This is a genomic window from Ruegeria sp. CG3 (assembly GCF_056537205.1).
The window spans coordinates 1565451-1577718 of record NZ_JBQFRC010000001.1; the positions used below are offsets into that span (position 1 = coordinate 1565451).

General features: G+C 60.6%; 18 protein-coding genes. All 18 read right to left on the reverse strand.

Features of this window, described 5'->3' with window-relative positions:
* A complete protein-coding gene (gene nuoK, locus ACR0NB_RS07745; protein WP_005984024.1) occupies window positions 1-306 on the reverse strand; it encodes an NADH-quinone oxidoreductase subunit NuoK in 306 nt (101 codons plus the stop codon).
* Between the two features lie 4 nt (window positions 307-310).
* Window positions 311-913 carry an NADH-quinone oxidoreductase subunit J gene (locus ACR0NB_RS07750; RefSeq protein ID WP_480775337.1) on the reverse strand — a complete coding sequence of 201 codons (603 nt, stop codon included), beginning with the start codon at window positions 911-913 and terminating at the stop codon, window positions 311-313.
* The gene (locus ACR0NB_RS07755) at window positions 910-1332 is read right to left on the reverse strand and encodes a carboxymuconolactone decarboxylase family protein (protein ID WP_480775338.1); all 423 of its coding nucleotides are present in this window, start codon (window positions 1330-1332) and stop codon (window positions 910-912) included. The genes ACR0NB_RS07750 and ACR0NB_RS07755 overlap by 4 nt, the downstream gene beginning before the upstream one ends.
* Window positions 1329-1823, reverse strand: a complete 495-nt coding sequence (nuoI, locus tag ACR0NB_RS07760; RefSeq protein ID WP_170341017.1) for an NADH-quinone oxidoreductase subunit NuoI — start codon at window positions 1821-1823, stop codon at window positions 1329-1331. The genes ACR0NB_RS07755 and nuoI overlap by 4 nt, the downstream gene beginning before the upstream one ends.
* A gap of 2 nt (window positions 1824-1825) precedes the next feature.
* Entirely contained in the window at window positions 1826-2863 is a 1038-nt protein-coding gene (gene nuoH / locus ACR0NB_RS07765) for an NADH-quinone oxidoreductase subunit NuoH (RefSeq protein ID WP_170340401.1), read from the reverse strand.
* Between the two features lie 240 nt (window positions 2864-3103).
* A complete protein-coding gene (gene nuoG, locus ACR0NB_RS07770) occupies window positions 3104-5089 on the reverse strand; it encodes an NADH-quinone oxidoreductase subunit NuoG (protein ID WP_480775339.1) in 1986 nt (661 codons plus the stop codon).
* 3 nt (window positions 5090-5092) lie between these two features.
* Window positions 5093-5497: a DUF5333 domain-containing protein gene (locus ACR0NB_RS07775; protein WP_170585849.1), complete on the reverse strand. Its 405-nt coding sequence runs from the start codon at window positions 5495-5497 to the stop codon at window positions 5093-5095.
* 98 nt (window positions 5498-5595) lie between these two features.
* On the reverse strand, window positions 5596-5973 hold the full coding sequence (locus ACR0NB_RS07780; RefSeq protein ID WP_480752873.1) for a hypothetical protein: 378 nt from the start codon (window positions 5971-5973) through the stop codon (window positions 5596-5598).
* Window positions 5973-6389, reverse strand: coding sequence for an MAPEG family protein (locus tag ACR0NB_RS07785; protein WP_093964910.1), 417 nt, complete (start codon window positions 6387-6389; stop codon window positions 5973-5975). Before ACR0NB_RS07785 ends, ACR0NB_RS07780 begins: the two co-directional genes overlap by 1 nt.
* Window positions 6390-6394: 5 nt before the next feature.
* Window positions 6395-7693 (reverse strand): NADH-quinone oxidoreductase subunit NuoF, encoded by a 1299-nt coding sequence (nuoF, locus tag ACR0NB_RS07790; protein WP_093964909.1) that lies wholly within the window; start codon window positions 7691-7693, stop codon window positions 6395-6397.
* A 12-nt stretch (window positions 7694-7705) separates the two neighbouring features.
* Window positions 7706-7927, reverse strand: a complete 222-nt coding sequence (locus tag ACR0NB_RS07795) for a DUF5337 domain-containing protein (protein ID WP_093964908.1) — start codon at window positions 7925-7927, stop codon at window positions 7706-7708.
* Window positions 7928-7959: 32 nt separating this feature from the next.
* The gene (locus ACR0NB_RS07800; protein ID WP_480775340.1) at window positions 7960-9108 is read right to left on the reverse strand and encodes an NADH-quinone oxidoreductase subunit E; all 1149 of its coding nucleotides are present in this window, start codon (window positions 9106-9108) and stop codon (window positions 7960-7962) included.
* The gene (locus ACR0NB_RS07805) at window positions 9108-10331 is read right to left on the reverse strand and encodes an NADH-quinone oxidoreductase subunit D (protein WP_170340391.1); all 1224 of its coding nucleotides are present in this window, start codon (window positions 10329-10331) and stop codon (window positions 9108-9110) included. Before ACR0NB_RS07805 ends, ACR0NB_RS07800 begins: the two co-directional genes overlap by 1 nt.
* Window positions 10331-10456 (reverse strand): hypothetical protein, encoded by a 126-nt coding sequence (locus ACR0NB_RS07810; protein ID WP_480775341.1) that lies wholly within the window; start codon window positions 10454-10456, stop codon window positions 10331-10333. Before ACR0NB_RS07810 ends, ACR0NB_RS07805 begins: the two co-directional genes overlap by 1 nt.
* A gap of 7 nt (window positions 10457-10463) precedes the next feature.
* Window positions 10464-10637 (reverse strand): hypothetical protein, encoded by a 174-nt coding sequence (locus ACR0NB_RS07815; protein ID WP_010442775.1) that lies wholly within the window; start codon window positions 10635-10637, stop codon window positions 10464-10466.
* Window positions 10638-10639: 2 nt separating this feature from the next.
* Window positions 10640-11242, reverse strand: a complete 603-nt coding sequence (locus tag ACR0NB_RS07820) for an NADH-quinone oxidoreductase subunit C (protein WP_480775342.1) — start codon at window positions 11240-11242, stop codon at window positions 10640-10642.
* A 12-nt stretch (window positions 11243-11254) separates the two neighbouring features.
* Window positions 11255-11788 (reverse strand): NuoB/complex I 20 kDa subunit family protein, encoded by a 534-nt coding sequence (locus ACR0NB_RS07825; RefSeq protein WP_093964904.1) that lies wholly within the window; start codon window positions 11786-11788, stop codon window positions 11255-11257.
* Window positions 11779-12144 carry an NADH-quinone oxidoreductase subunit A gene (locus tag ACR0NB_RS07830; protein WP_093964903.1) on the reverse strand — a complete coding sequence of 122 codons (366 nt, stop codon included), beginning with the start codon at window positions 12142-12144 and terminating at the stop codon, window positions 11779-11781. The genes ACR0NB_RS07825 and ACR0NB_RS07830 overlap by 10 nt, the downstream gene beginning before the upstream one ends.
* Between the last annotated feature and the right edge of the window lie 124 nt (window positions 12145-12268).

The following is a 12268-nucleotide window of genomic DNA, read 5'->3' on the forward strand; positions in this document are numbered from 1 at the left end:
TTACCCCTTCATCATGTTAACGTCTTCAACCGCGATGGTGCCGCGGTTGCGGAAGAAGCAGACCAGAATGGCCAGCCCGATCGCAGCCTCGGCCGCGGCCACGGTCAGCACGAACAGCGTGAAAACCTGCCCGACCAGATCGCCGAGGAAGCTGGAAAACGCCACAAGGTTGATATTCACCGCCAGCAGCATCAATTCGATGCTCATGAGCAGGATGATGACATTCTTGCGGTTCAGGAAGAGACCAAAGATGCCGATGACGAACAGCGTCGCCGCGACTGTAAGATAGTGTTCAAGTCCGATCATCTTCTCAAAGTCCCTGCCCCGGTTTCACGTCCTTCAACTCCATCGCCTTGGCCGGGTCGCGCATCATCTGGCCGACGATGTCCTGACGCTTGATGTCCTTGCGGTGGCGCAGCGTCAGCACGATGGCGCCGATCATGGCCACCAGCAGGATCAGACCCGCAAGTTGGAACAGAAGGAAGTATTGATCGTAAAGGATTACACCCAGCGCCTCGGTGTTGTGGCGGTCCGCCGGGACCGGTTGGGCCAGATTGACCTCAATGCCTTGGGCGCTGTCCCAAGCCCCAAAGGCCATGATGAACTGCATCAGAATGACCAGACCTATCAGCAGGGCCAGAGGCATGTACCGCGCCATCTCGGCCTTGAGCTCGGCAAAGTCCACGTCCAGCATCATCACCACGAACAGGAACAGCACCGCGACCGCACCCACGTAGACGATGATCAGCAGCATCGCCACGAACTCGGCCCCCAGCAGTACGAACAGCCCAGCCGAGGACAGGAAAGACAGGATAAGCCACAGCACCGAATGCACCGGCTGACGGCTGATCACGGTGAACAGCCCGCCGGTGATGGCGCTGATGGCAAAGAGGTAAAAGGCAAATACGCTCATTGGTCATCTTCCTCGTTTTCGCCCATGGCCTCCTGCGCCAGTTCCAGCGCCCGGGTCATGGCCGGGATGCCGGCAAAGACCGACATCTGACCGATCGTTTCCACGATCTCTTGTTTCTTGGCCCCTGCCTCGATGGCATGGCGTACCGTCTGGCGCAGGGCCGTGTCGGCCTGTGCGCCCTGACAGGTCAGCCCGGCCAGCGTCAGCAACAGGCGGGTCTTGGCATCCAGTCCGCCCGGATTGACGGTGTTGCCGAACATCATCTCCATGACCTCTTTGGGCACGGTCGGCCACAGCGCCTCGAAGCCGCGCATCGCGTCGACGGGCGAATAGCTCTCCAGCGCCGGGTTGAACGCCTTGGCCATGTCATGCGCCTGTCTGAGCATCTGCTCGAATGGGTTTTTCGTCGGATCGCTCATCGGTAGGGCGCGTCCAGTTCCAGATTGCGGGCGATCTCGGCTTCCCAGCGTTCACCGTTGTCCAGCAGCTTCTGCTTGTCATAGAACAGCTCTTCGCGGGTTTCCGTGGCGAATTCGAAATTAGGTCCTTCGACGATGGCATCGACCGGGCAGGCCTCTTGGCAGAAGCCGCAGTAGATGCACTTGGTCATGTCGATGTCATATCGCGTGGTACGGCGGCTGCCGTCCTGGCGCGGTTCGGCGTCGATTGTGATGGCCTGCGCGGGGCACACAGCTTCGCACAATTTGCAGGCGATGCAGCGCTCCTCGCCGTTGGGGTAACGGCGCAGGGCGTGTTCACCGCGGAACCGTGGCGACAGCGGGCCCTTTTCGTGCGGGTAGTTCACGGTGGCCTTGGGCGCGAAGAAATACTTCAGCCCCAGCTTCATTCCGACCCAGAAATCCTGCAGAAGGAAGTATTTGGCCGCGCGGGTATAGTCGATATTTGCCATTGTCAGCCTCCTACGCTCCAACGGGCGAATGCCCCCCAGAACCAGTCGAACTTCGCCGCAAAGGCCACGAAGACCACCCACACCAGGCTGAACGGCAGGAACACTTTCCAGCCCAGCCGCATCAGCTGGTCATAGCGGTAGCGGGGCGTGATCGCCTTGACCATCGCGAAGAGGAAGAAGAAGAACGCCATCTTGGCGACCATCCACAGCACGCCATCGGGCAGGCCGGGGATCGGCGACAGCCAGCCACCGAAGAACAACAGCGTGGTCAGCGCGCACATCAGGAAGATGGCGATGTATTCGCCCGCCATGAACAGCAGGAAGGGCGTTGCCGAGTATTCGACTTGATAACCGGCGACCAGTTCCGATTCCGCTTCGGGCAGGTCGAACGGCGGGCGGTTGGTCTCGGCCAGGGCCGAGATGAAGAACAGGAAGACCATCGGGAAATGCGGCAGCCAGTACCAGCTGAAGAACCCGAACGAGCCATCCTGCGCCCGCACGATGTCACCAAAATTCATCGACCCGGTCGAAATGATCACCCCAATGATGATCAGGCCGATCGAAACCTCATAAGAAATCATCTGCGCGGCCGAGCGCAGCGAGCCCAGGAACGGGTATTTCGAGTTCGACGCCCATCCGCCCATGATCACGCCGTAAACCTCGAGAGAGGACACTGCGAACACGTACAAGATGGCCACGTTGATGTCAGACAAGACCCAGCCGTCATTGAACGGAATGACCGCCCAGGCGATCATGGCCAGCACGAAGGACGTCAGCGGCGCCAGGATGAACACAGTCCGGTCCGCGCCTGCAGGGATCACCACCTCTTTGACGACGTATTTCAGCGCGTCCGCCACCGATTGCAGCAGGCCGTAAACGCCAACCACGTTGGGACCGCGACGCATCTGGACCGCGGCCCAGATCTTGCGGTCGCCATAGACCAGAAACAGCAGCGAGATCATCACGAAGGCCACGACGGCCAGCACCTGCGCCAATATGATCAGGGCTATTCCGCCTGGGGTGTCAAAGAATTCAGCCATTGGTCCTCACACCGTGGGTATTCCGTTTTCCGCTGCCATCGCGAGGCCCGACCGGCCGGTCGGAGACTCGCGTCGCTCGCGATTGGTTTGGCGAGTTGGTGTAAACAGCATCCGCTGCCCGCACGCCACCTTTTTCCTTCATTTCATTCGGCAAAACACACGACCACGCCCCTCGTATCTCCTCTGGGAAAAACGAGCTCGGGCTTCCGCCCGCTTTGCGGTTTATGGTCGTTGCAAGCCTCATTCCGCGGCAATCTTTTGGTCACCGCGCGCCTTGGCCAGCGCCGAAAGCTCGGCCATCAACTGTGAGGCACGTGCAATCGGGTTGGTCAGATAGAAGTCCTTGATCACGGTCCGGAAATCGGCCTGTCCCAAAGGTCCGGCCTCGATTGCCTGTTCTTCGTTCTCGGGCACTTGGTCGATCCCGGCCAGATGCGGCACTGCTTCGATCAGCTTTTGCCGTAGCTGGGCCAACGTGTCATAAGGAAGTTTCTCGCCCAACTCCGCCGAAAGCGCCCGCAGGATCGCCCAGTTTTCCTTGGCTTCACCCGGTGCAAATCCGGCCCGCATCGCCAATTGAGGGCGACCCTCGGTGTTGACGAACAGACCGTTTTCCTCGGTATAGGCCGCGCTTGGCAGGATAACGTCGGCGCGGTGTGCGCCGCGGTCACCGTGGCTGCCCTGGTAAATGACGAATGGACCCGCATCGATATCGACCTCGTCCGCGCCAAGGTTGAAGATCACCTCGGCGCCGTCGATTGCAGCCTCAAGGCCACCCTCCGTCGCTGCACCCACATCCATCGCACCAACGCGGGCCGCCGCAGTGTGCAGAACAAGCATCCGACCCGACAGCGCGCGCGCAGCGGCCAAAACGGCCAGACCGTCTGCCTCGGACACGGCGCCCTGTCCGACGATCACAACGGCTTCGCTGCTTGCCTTAGCCTTGGCCAGCGCATCGCGGTCGGTGCCAAGATGCTCGTAGTCATAAGTCAGATCAACGGCCGGGCCGATCAATTTGACATCGGCGCCCGCCAGCCACGCCTTGCGGATGCGCGCATTCAGCACCGGGGCCTCGTCCCGCGGGTTGGTGCCGATCAGGATGATCTCTTTCGCCGTGTCGATCTCCTCGATCGTCACATTGCCGACATAGCCCGAACGGTTACCGATAGGCAGGCGGGCATTGTCGGTTCGGCATTCGACCTTGCCACCCAGCCCCTCGATCATCTGCTTCAACGCAAAGGCGGCTTCGACAGGAACCAGATCGCCGATCAGACCTGCAACCTTCTTGCCCTTCATCGCCGCTGCGGCGGTGGCCAAAGCCTCGGGCCAGCTGGCAGCACGCAGGCGACCGTTTTCACGGATATAGGGCGTGTCCAGACGTTGACGGCGCAAACCGTCCCAGACAAAACGCGTCTTGTCCGAGATCCACTCTTCGTTCACGCTATCATGGTTTCGCGGCAGAATGCGCATCACTTCGCGGCCCTTGGTATCGACACGAATATTCGATCCCAGCGCATCCAGCACGTCGATGGTTTCGGTCTTGGTCAGTTCCCACGGGCGTGCGGTAAAGGCATAAGGCTTGGAAGTCAGCGCCCCCACCGGGCACAGGTCAATGATGTTGCCCTGCAGGTTCGAATCCAGCGTCTGGTTCAGGTACGAGGTAATTTCCGCATCCTCGCCCCGGCCCGTCTGGCCCATCTGGTCGATACCCGCGATCTCGGTCGTGAAACGCACACAGCGGGTGCAGCTGATACAGCGGGTCATCGCCGTGCCAACTAGCGGACCCAGATCCAGATCATCCACGGCCCGCTTGGCTTCTTTGAACCGGCTGGCCGACATACCGTAGGCCATTGCCTGGTCCTGCAGATCGCATTCACCGCCCTGGTCACAGATCGGGCAATCCAAGGGGTGGTTGATCAGCAGAAACTCCATGACGCCTTCCCGGGCCTTCTTGACCATGGGAGAGTTGGTCTTGACCACGGGCGGTTGACCCTCCGGCCCAGGGCGCAGATCGCGGACCTGCATCGCGCACGAAGCGGCGGGCTTGGGCGGCCCGCCCACGACCTCGACCAGGCACATGCGGCAGTTACCGGCAATCGACAGGCGCTCATGATAGCAGAACCGTGGCACCTCGACCCCGGCCTGTTCGCAGGCCTGGATCAGGGTCATCGCGCCATCGACTTCGATTTCCTTGTCGTCGATTACGATCTTGCGGAGGTCAGACATGGTCTAGTTCGCCCTCAAATACACGCCAATGGCGCTGTTTCGTTCGATTTCCTTGCGCCCCAGGGCACAGAATGTTTCAGCTTTTCCGTAGCTCACGCCGTTCTGCGCGAGGTATTTTTCGCCTTTGGCCCGCATCCGCGCCTTTTCGGAATCCGACTCGACATAGGCCCGGATCTCTCCGTCCGAATAACCCAGGCTGTTGGCCTTGGACCGCAGGCTCCACATCACGCCGATTGCCTTCATACGCCGCCCACTGATCGACGGGCAGTATTCCGAGATCTCATTTGCGATGGCGATGTAGTAGAGTTCGTTGTCGATTTCCTTGACTTCGCGCAAGGGCGGTTTGGCGTCCGCCGAGACGGGCAACGCCATCGCACAGGCAATTGCGGCAAGTTTCACATGTTTCATGACATATCCTTTCGTCTTGGGTTCCCCAAGACGTCCCACGGCACGGCTGTTATGCAATAACAGCCGTCCGATCAGCGCAGGATATGCAATAGCGAAGCTCATGGTCGTTGACAGGCTCCGGCAAATGTCAGGCTGTCATTTTCGACGCGCAGGTTCTGCGGTTCGGTGTCAGGACCAACCTTCCACGCAATGCGGGAGGAACCGAAATTCTGAATGCAGAACCGGGTGCCCTCGTACCGACCAGCCTCGCGCGCGCCGTCCAGCGAAGCCGACACACCTTTGATCGTCACGGTGAAATCCGCAGGCGACCGTTTCTTGTCGACCGGCTTTGCCTTCGCCCGAAACGACTTGCCGTCAAACAGAATCCGGTCGCTTGTTGGCGCTGTCCCGCAGGCCGAAAGCAGCGTCAGCAGAACAAGCACACCGAAAGCCGGACGACGCAGGTTCGCGGTGATATCAACAAGTGTGACGGCCATCAGAATGCAGCCACCAATGCAAGGATCCCAAGCACGAACATGCAGGCCCAAGCCACCACATACAGGACTGAACGAATACCGCTATGCGGTTTGCCGACGCCCTGAATGTGTACGACAAGCATCACCAGTCGCGCGACCAAGGCAATCGCGGCCAGCCAGTTCACCCAGAACGGGCTGGCGCCCAACAGAATGGCCGCCACAGTAACGGTCAGAAACGCGGGCAAAGTCTCAGTGCCGTTCAGATAGGCACGGTTCAAGCGATAGGCCTTGTCGGCATAGTCCTGGTCGGGGGTCGCGCCGGGAGCCAGCCCTTTGCCCTGTTTCGCCAGTGCCGAAAACGGCGACAGGAACAAAACGACCAGTGTGAAAATCACCAAAGACGCAATCGCGTGGGAATACTCTGCATAAGCTTCCATCATTGTCACTCCGCCGCCATCGCACCCATACGGCCCGATTTCTGAGCCTTGATGCGGTCTTCGATTTCTTCGCGGAAGTTGCGGATCAGGCCCTGAATCGGCCATGCGGCCGCGTCACCCAGCGCACAGATCGTATGGCCTTCGACCTGCTTGGTCACCTCGAACAGCATGTCGATCTCTTCCAGTTCGGCCTCGCCGCGCACCAGGCGGTCCATCACACGCATCATCCAGCCGGTACCTTCACGGCAGGGCGTGCACTGGCCACAGCTTTCGTGCTTGTAGAATTTCGACAGGCGCCAGATCGCCTTGATGATGTCGGTGGACTTGTCCATCACGATCACCGCCGCCGTGCCAAGCCCCGAGCCCAGATCGTTGCGCAGATAGTCGAAATCCATGATCGCGTCGCGCATGTTCTCGCCGCGCACGCAAGGCACGGACGAGCCACCGGGGATCACGGCCAACAGGTTGTCCCACCCGCCGCGGATGCCACCGCAATGGGTCTCAATCAATTCTTCAAAGCTGATCGACATCGCCTCTTCGACGACGCAGGGGGTGTTGACGTGACCCGAGACGGCAAACAGCTTGGTACCCGCATTGTTCTGGCGACCAAAACCGGCGAACCAGTCGGCACCGCGGCGCAGGATCGTGGGCACGACGGCGATGGATTCCACGTTGTTCACCGTGGTCGGGCAGCCATACAGGCCCGCCCCCGCCGGGAACGGCGGCTTCATGCGCGGCATGCCCTTCTTGCCTTCCAGGCTTTCAATGAGCGCGGTTTCCTCGCCACAGATATAGGCGCCTGCCCCGTGATGCAGGAACAGGTCGAAATCCCATCCTGATCCAGCGGCGTTCTTGCCCAGCAGGCCCGCATCATAGGCCTCGTCGATTGCAGCCTGCAGCGCCTCGCGCTCACGAATGTACTCGCCGCGCAGGTAGATGTAGCAGGTGTGCGCATTCATCGCGAAAGACGCAATCAGGCAGCCTTCGATCAGCGTGTGCGGATCGTGGCGCATGATCTCGCGGTCCTTGCAGGTGCCCGGTTCGGATTCGTCGGCGTTTACGACCAGATAGGACGGGCGGCCATCGCTTTCCTTCGGCATGAACGACCATTTCAGGCCGGTCGGGAAGCCCGCACCGCCGCGCCCGCGCAACCCTGAGTCTTTCATAGTCTGGATGATCCAGTCGCGACCCTTCTCCATCAGGCCAGCAGTGCCGTCCCAATGCCCCCGGGCCTGAGCGCCCTTCAAGGTGCGCTCGTGCATCCCGTAGATGTTGGTAAAGATCCGGTCCTGATCCTTCAGCATCGCGTGTTACCTTCAGCTGTCCTGACGCATGCGCCAGAGTTGAAATATGTTGACGCCCGCATAGATGAACGCCGCGATCGCGGCGAAATCAAACAGCAGCGCAAAGCGTCCCGGCAGCTCCAGCGCCGGGCCGATGAACAGGGTCATGGCAAGCCACAACAGCATGGTCACCGCGATGACCACGCCGATATGTCGACCCTTGCGGGCGATGGCCTGTTCCTTGTCCTTGTCCATCACACTCCGGCGCCCTTATCGGGCACCGTCTCTCAGTCTTCGTAGGTGCCGTCTTGCTTGGCACGTTTGGCAAATTCGGTTTCCTCGCCAGCAGCCAGCTTGGCCGCCTGCTCGATCCAGCCGTCGCGTTCGATCCGGCCCTTGAACTTCAGCCGGGCATCAACCCAGGCCACATGCTCTGGCGTCCAAGCTGCGATCTGATCGAAGTGGTAGAACCCGAGCTCGTTCAGCGTCTGCTCGAGCTTCGGCCCCACACCCTTCAGCAGCTTGAGGTCGTCGGGCTTGCCGTCGCGCGCACCGCTCAGCGTTTCGGGCTGAGCCTCAGTCGCTTCTGGCTTGGCCGCGGCGCCCTCGGGCGAAGATGGCTCGGCCTTGGCGGATTTCTTGGGCGCGGCCTGACGGGCGGCTGGTTTGCCCTGCTCTGGCACCTTCGGCGGCTTGGGTGCGGCTTTCGCTCCGGCGGCCTTGCCATCCTTGCCCAACCAAGGCGTCAGGATCGGAACCTCGGTTCCGTCGATGCGCTTGACGGTATCGCCCAGTTCCGTGGCCAGTTGTACACTGGCATTGTGCTTTGCCTTGCCACTCTCGTAATCCTTCAGGCTGGTCACCCCGCCCAGAGGCTCGGCCGCGTAACGCCCATTCTGGGGCCCGGGCACCGGAACCTTGCCAGCGGCCAGTTCATCAATGATCCGACCAAAACTCTCGGCGGTCAGGTCCTCGTAATAGTCTTTACCGATCTGTGCCATCGGCGCGTTGGTGCAGGAACCCAGGCACTCGACCTCTTCCCAGCTCAGCTTGCCGTCCGCCGACAGTTGGTGCGGCTTGGGCGCGATCTTTTCGCGGCAAACAGCAATCAGATCCTCGGCCCCGCAGATCATGCAGGACGTGGTGCCACAGACCTGAATATGCGCGACGGACCCAACCGGTTGCAGCTGGAACATGAAGTAGAAGGATGCAACTTCGAGCACCCGGATGTACGACATGCCGAGCATGTCAGCGACGGTTTCAATCGCCGGACGGCTCAGCCAGCCCTCCTGCTCTTGCGCGCGCCACAGCAGCGGGATGACCGCGCTGGCCTGACGGCCCTCGGGGTATTTGGTGATCTGCACTTCGGCCCATTGCTGGTTGGCAGCGGTGAAGGCAAAGCTTTCGGGTTGTTCGGGATGAAGACGGCGGAGCATTAGCGGTCAATCTCTCCAAATACGACGTCCATGGTGCCAATGATGGCGGCGACGTCGGCCAGTTGGTGGCCCTTGGCGACGTGGTCCATAGCCTGCAGGTGCAGGAAACCGGGCGCACGCAGCTTGGCGCGGTACGGCTTGTTGGTGCCGTCGGCGACCAGATAGACGCCGAACTCGCCCTTGGGGGCCTCGACGGCGGCATAGACTTCGCCTGCGGGGACGTGGAAGCCTTCGGTATACAGCTTGAAGTGATGGATCAGGCTCTCCATCGAGGTCTTCATGTCCGAGCGTTTCGGCGGGGTGATCTTGCCGCGGGCCAGAATGTCGCCCGGGCAGTCGCGCAGCTTGGCGATGGCCTGACGGATGATCGACACCGACTGGCGCATTTCTTCCATCCGCACCAGGTAACGGTCATAGCAGTCCCCGTTCTTGCCGACGGGGATCTGGAACTCAAACTCGTCGTAGCATTCATAGGGTTGCGCGCGACGCAGGTCCCAGGCCAGGCCCGAACCGCGCACCATCACGCCCGAAAAACCGTATTGCTGGATATCTTCCTCGGTCACCACGCCGATGTCGCAGTTGCGTTGTTTGAAGATGCGGTTCTCGGTCAGCAGTCCGTCAATGTCGTCCAGAACGGCGGGGAATTCGTGGCTCCAGGTCTCGATGTCATCCAGCAACTCGGGCGGCAGGTCCTGATGCACACCGCCGGGGCGGAAATAGGCCGCGTGCAGGCGCGCACCGCAGGCACGCTCGTAGAACACCATCAGCTTTTCACGCTCTTCAAAGCCCCACAGCGGCGGGGTCAGCGCGCCCACGTCCATCGCCTGCGTGGTCACGTTGAGCAGATGGTTCAAAACGCGCCCAATCTCGGAATACAGGACCCGGATCAACGAGGCCCGGCGCGGAACTTCGACGCCGGTCAGCTTTTCGATGGCAAGGCACCAGGCATGTTCCTGGTTCATCGGCGCCACATAGTCCAACCGGTCGAAATATGGCAGGTTCTGCAGATACGTCCGGCTTTCCATCAGCTTTTCGGTACCGCGGTGCAGCAGGCCGATATGCGGGTCGCAACGCTCGACGATCTCGCCGTCCAGCTCAAGCACAAGACGCAAAACTCCGTGCGCCGCAGGGTGCTGCGGGCCAAAGTTGATGTTGAAGTTGCGGATCTTCTGTTCTCCGCTCAGCGCGTCCGTGCTGCCGTCATCGTATCTTGAGCCGTCCATCAACGCCCTCGTTTCTTTTTCGCTTCGGCCCGAACCAGGACCTTTTCCGCCTCAAGCGCCTTGGCCGCGGCCCCCGCCAGCAGGACCCCCAGCGCACCCAACGCAATCAGTTCCCCCAGCAGCATGACCATCTCAGCGGCGCTCCAGTTCCTGCAGTTTCAAACCGACCCACCACAGCAACGCGATCGTGCCGAATGGGACCAGGCAGAGAAGGCACCAGTATTTGTTGATCCCAAAAAACGGCAAAATCTTCACCATCGGAATGATGGTCAGTGCAGAAAGGATCAGCCACCAGATGCCACCCATTGTCAGGTCTCCTGTTTTTCATCCCCCGGCAGAACATAGTTCGCACCTTCCCACGGGCTCATGAAATCAAACTGGCGATATTCCTGAACCAGCGAGACCGGTTCGTACACGACCCGTTTCTGCGCTTCGTCATAGCGGACTTCGATATACCCGGAGGTCGGGAAATCCTTGCGCAGCGGATAGCCGCGGAACCCATAGTCGGTCAGGATGCGACGCAGGTCCGGGTGGCCCGAGAACAGGATGCCGAACATGTCGAACACTTCACGCTCGAACCAGTTGGCCGAGGGGTGCACATCGACGATCGACGGAACCATGTCTTCCTCGCGCACCGAGATCCGGATCCGGATACGCTGGTTCTGGTACATCGAAAGGAAGTGGTAAACCACGTCGAACCGTTTGGCGCGTTCGGGGTAATCAACTCCGGTGATGTCGACCAAGGTCGAAAACTTGCAGTTCTGATCCGTCTTCAGAAACTCGACAAATTCCACCAGGCTCGAGGGTGCAACATCCACCGTCAGTTCGTCATGGGCAACGCTCCATGACAGAACACAGTCCGTGCGCTTCAGCTCGATATGCGTGCCGAGTTCCTTGAGTGCTTCGCTCATCTCGGTCCCTCCTCAGCGGACGATGGTGCCGGTGCGGCGGATCTTGCGCTGCAGCTGCAGCAGACCGTACAGCAGCGCCTCGGCCGTCGGCGGGCAGCCGGGCACATAGATGTCCACCGGAACGATGCGGTCGCACCCACGCACGACGGAATAGGAATAGTGGTAGTAGCCACCACCATTGGCGCAGGATCCCATCGAGATCACGTAGCGCGGCTCGGGCATCTGGTCATAAACCTTGCGCAGCGCCGGGGCCATCTTGTTGGTCAGCGTACCGGCCACGATCATCACGTCCGACTGGCGCGGGGATGCGCGCGGCGCGATGCCGAAGCGTTCGGCGTCGTAGCGCGGCATCGAGGTGTGCATCATCTCGACCGCGCAGCAGGCCAGACCAAAGGTCATCCAGTGCAGAGAGCCGGTGCGCGCCCAGTTGATGATGTCCTCGGACGAGGTCAGCAGGAACCCTTTGTCCTGCAGCTCGGCGTTGAGGGCCTGGGTGGCGACTTCCTTGTCGACGCCCGCGGTGTTTGCACCCGTCATCACTCCCATTCCAGGGCCCCCTTCTTCCATTCATAGGCAAAGCCGATGGTCAGAACGCCCAGGAACACCATCATCGACCAGAAGCCGACATCGCTGATGTCCTTGAAGCCCACGGCCCAGGGAAACAGGAACGCGATCTCGAGGTCGAAGATGATGAACAGGATCGACACCAGATAGAATCGGACATCGAATTTCATCCGCGCATCGTCGAACGCGTTGAACCCGCACTCATAGGCGCTGACCTTTTCGGGGTCGGGATTGCGGACGGCCAGAACGACGGCGGCCAGAATCAGGACGATTCCAAGGCCCACGGCGACGGCCAGAAACACCAGGATCGGGAGATATTCCCGCAACAGCTCTTCCACGAGTGGCTCCTTTCCTGCGCATCCCGAACGAGACGCGCCGTCAATTGGCGTGTTGACTGGACATTCTCTATCCGCGCGGGGTCAGAGGGTCAACCGAGCAGAAGCGCGCATGGCACCGAATATT

Bases quoted from the DNA above. Each gene is read 5' to 3' on its own strand.
- ACR0NB_RS07810 (WP_480775341.1), bottom strand. From the start codon at position 10,456: ATGCTGCTGGGGGAACTGATTGCGTTGGGTGCGCTGGGGGTCCTGCTG.
- ACR0NB_RS07800 (WP_480775340.1), bottom strand. From the start codon at position 9,108: ATGCTCCGCCGTCTTCATCCCGAACAACCCGAAAGCTTTGCCTTCACC.
- ACR0NB_RS07750 (WP_480775337.1), bottom strand. From the start codon at position 913: ATGAGCGTATTTGCCTTTTACCTCTTTGCCATCAGCGCCATCACCGGC.
- nuoH (WP_170340401.1), bottom strand. From the start codon at position 2,863: ATGGCTGAATTCTTTGACACCCCAGGCGGAATAGCCCTGATCATATTG.
- nuoG (WP_480775339.1), bottom strand. From the start codon at position 5,089: ATGTCTGACCTCCGCAAGATCGTAATCGACGACAAGGAAATCGAAGTC.
- nuoI (WP_170341017.1), bottom strand. From the start codon at position 1,823: ATGGCAAATATCGACTATACCCGCGCGGCCAAATACTTCCTTCTGCAG.
- ACR0NB_RS07805 (WP_170340391.1), bottom strand. From the start codon at position 10,331: ATGGACGGCTCAAGATACGATGACGGCAGCACGGACGCGCTGAGCGGA.
- ACR0NB_RS07820 (WP_480775342.1), bottom strand. From the start codon at position 11,242: ATGAGCGAAGCACTCAAGGAACTCGGCACGCATATCGAGCTGAAGCGC.
- ACR0NB_RS07825 (WP_093964904.1), bottom strand. From the start codon at position 11,788: ATGGGAGTGATGACGGGTGCAAACACCGCGGGCGTCGACAAGGAAGTC.
- ACR0NB_RS07795 (WP_093964908.1), bottom strand. From the start codon at position 7,927: ATGGACAAGGACAAGGAACAGGCCATCGCCCGCAAGGGTCGACATATC.
- ACR0NB_RS07755 (WP_480775338.1), bottom strand. From the start codon at position 1,332: ATGAGCGATCCGACGAAAAACCCATTCGAGCAGATGCTCAGACAGGCG.
- ACR0NB_RS07815 (WP_010442775.1), bottom strand. From the start codon at position 10,637: ATGGGTGGCATCTGGTGGCTGATCCTTTCTGCACTGACCATCATTCCG.
- ACR0NB_RS07780 (WP_480752873.1), bottom strand. From the start codon at position 5,973: ATGGCCGTCACACTTGTTGATATCACCGCGAACCTGCGTCGTCCGGCT.
- ACR0NB_RS07775 (WP_170585849.1), bottom strand. From the start codon at position 5,497: ATGAAACATGTGAAACTTGCCGCAATTGCCTGTGCGATGGCGTTGCCC.
- nuoF (WP_093964909.1), bottom strand. From the start codon at position 7,693: ATGCTGAAGGATCAGGACCGGATCTTTACCAACATCTACGGGATGCAC.
- ACR0NB_RS07785 (WP_093964910.1), bottom strand. From the start codon at position 6,389: ATGGAAGCTTATGCAGAGTATTCCCACGCGATTGCGTCTTTGGTGATT.
- nuoK (WP_005984024.1), bottom strand. From the start codon at position 306: ATGATCGGACTTGAACACTATCTTACAGTCGCGGCGACGCTGTTCGTC.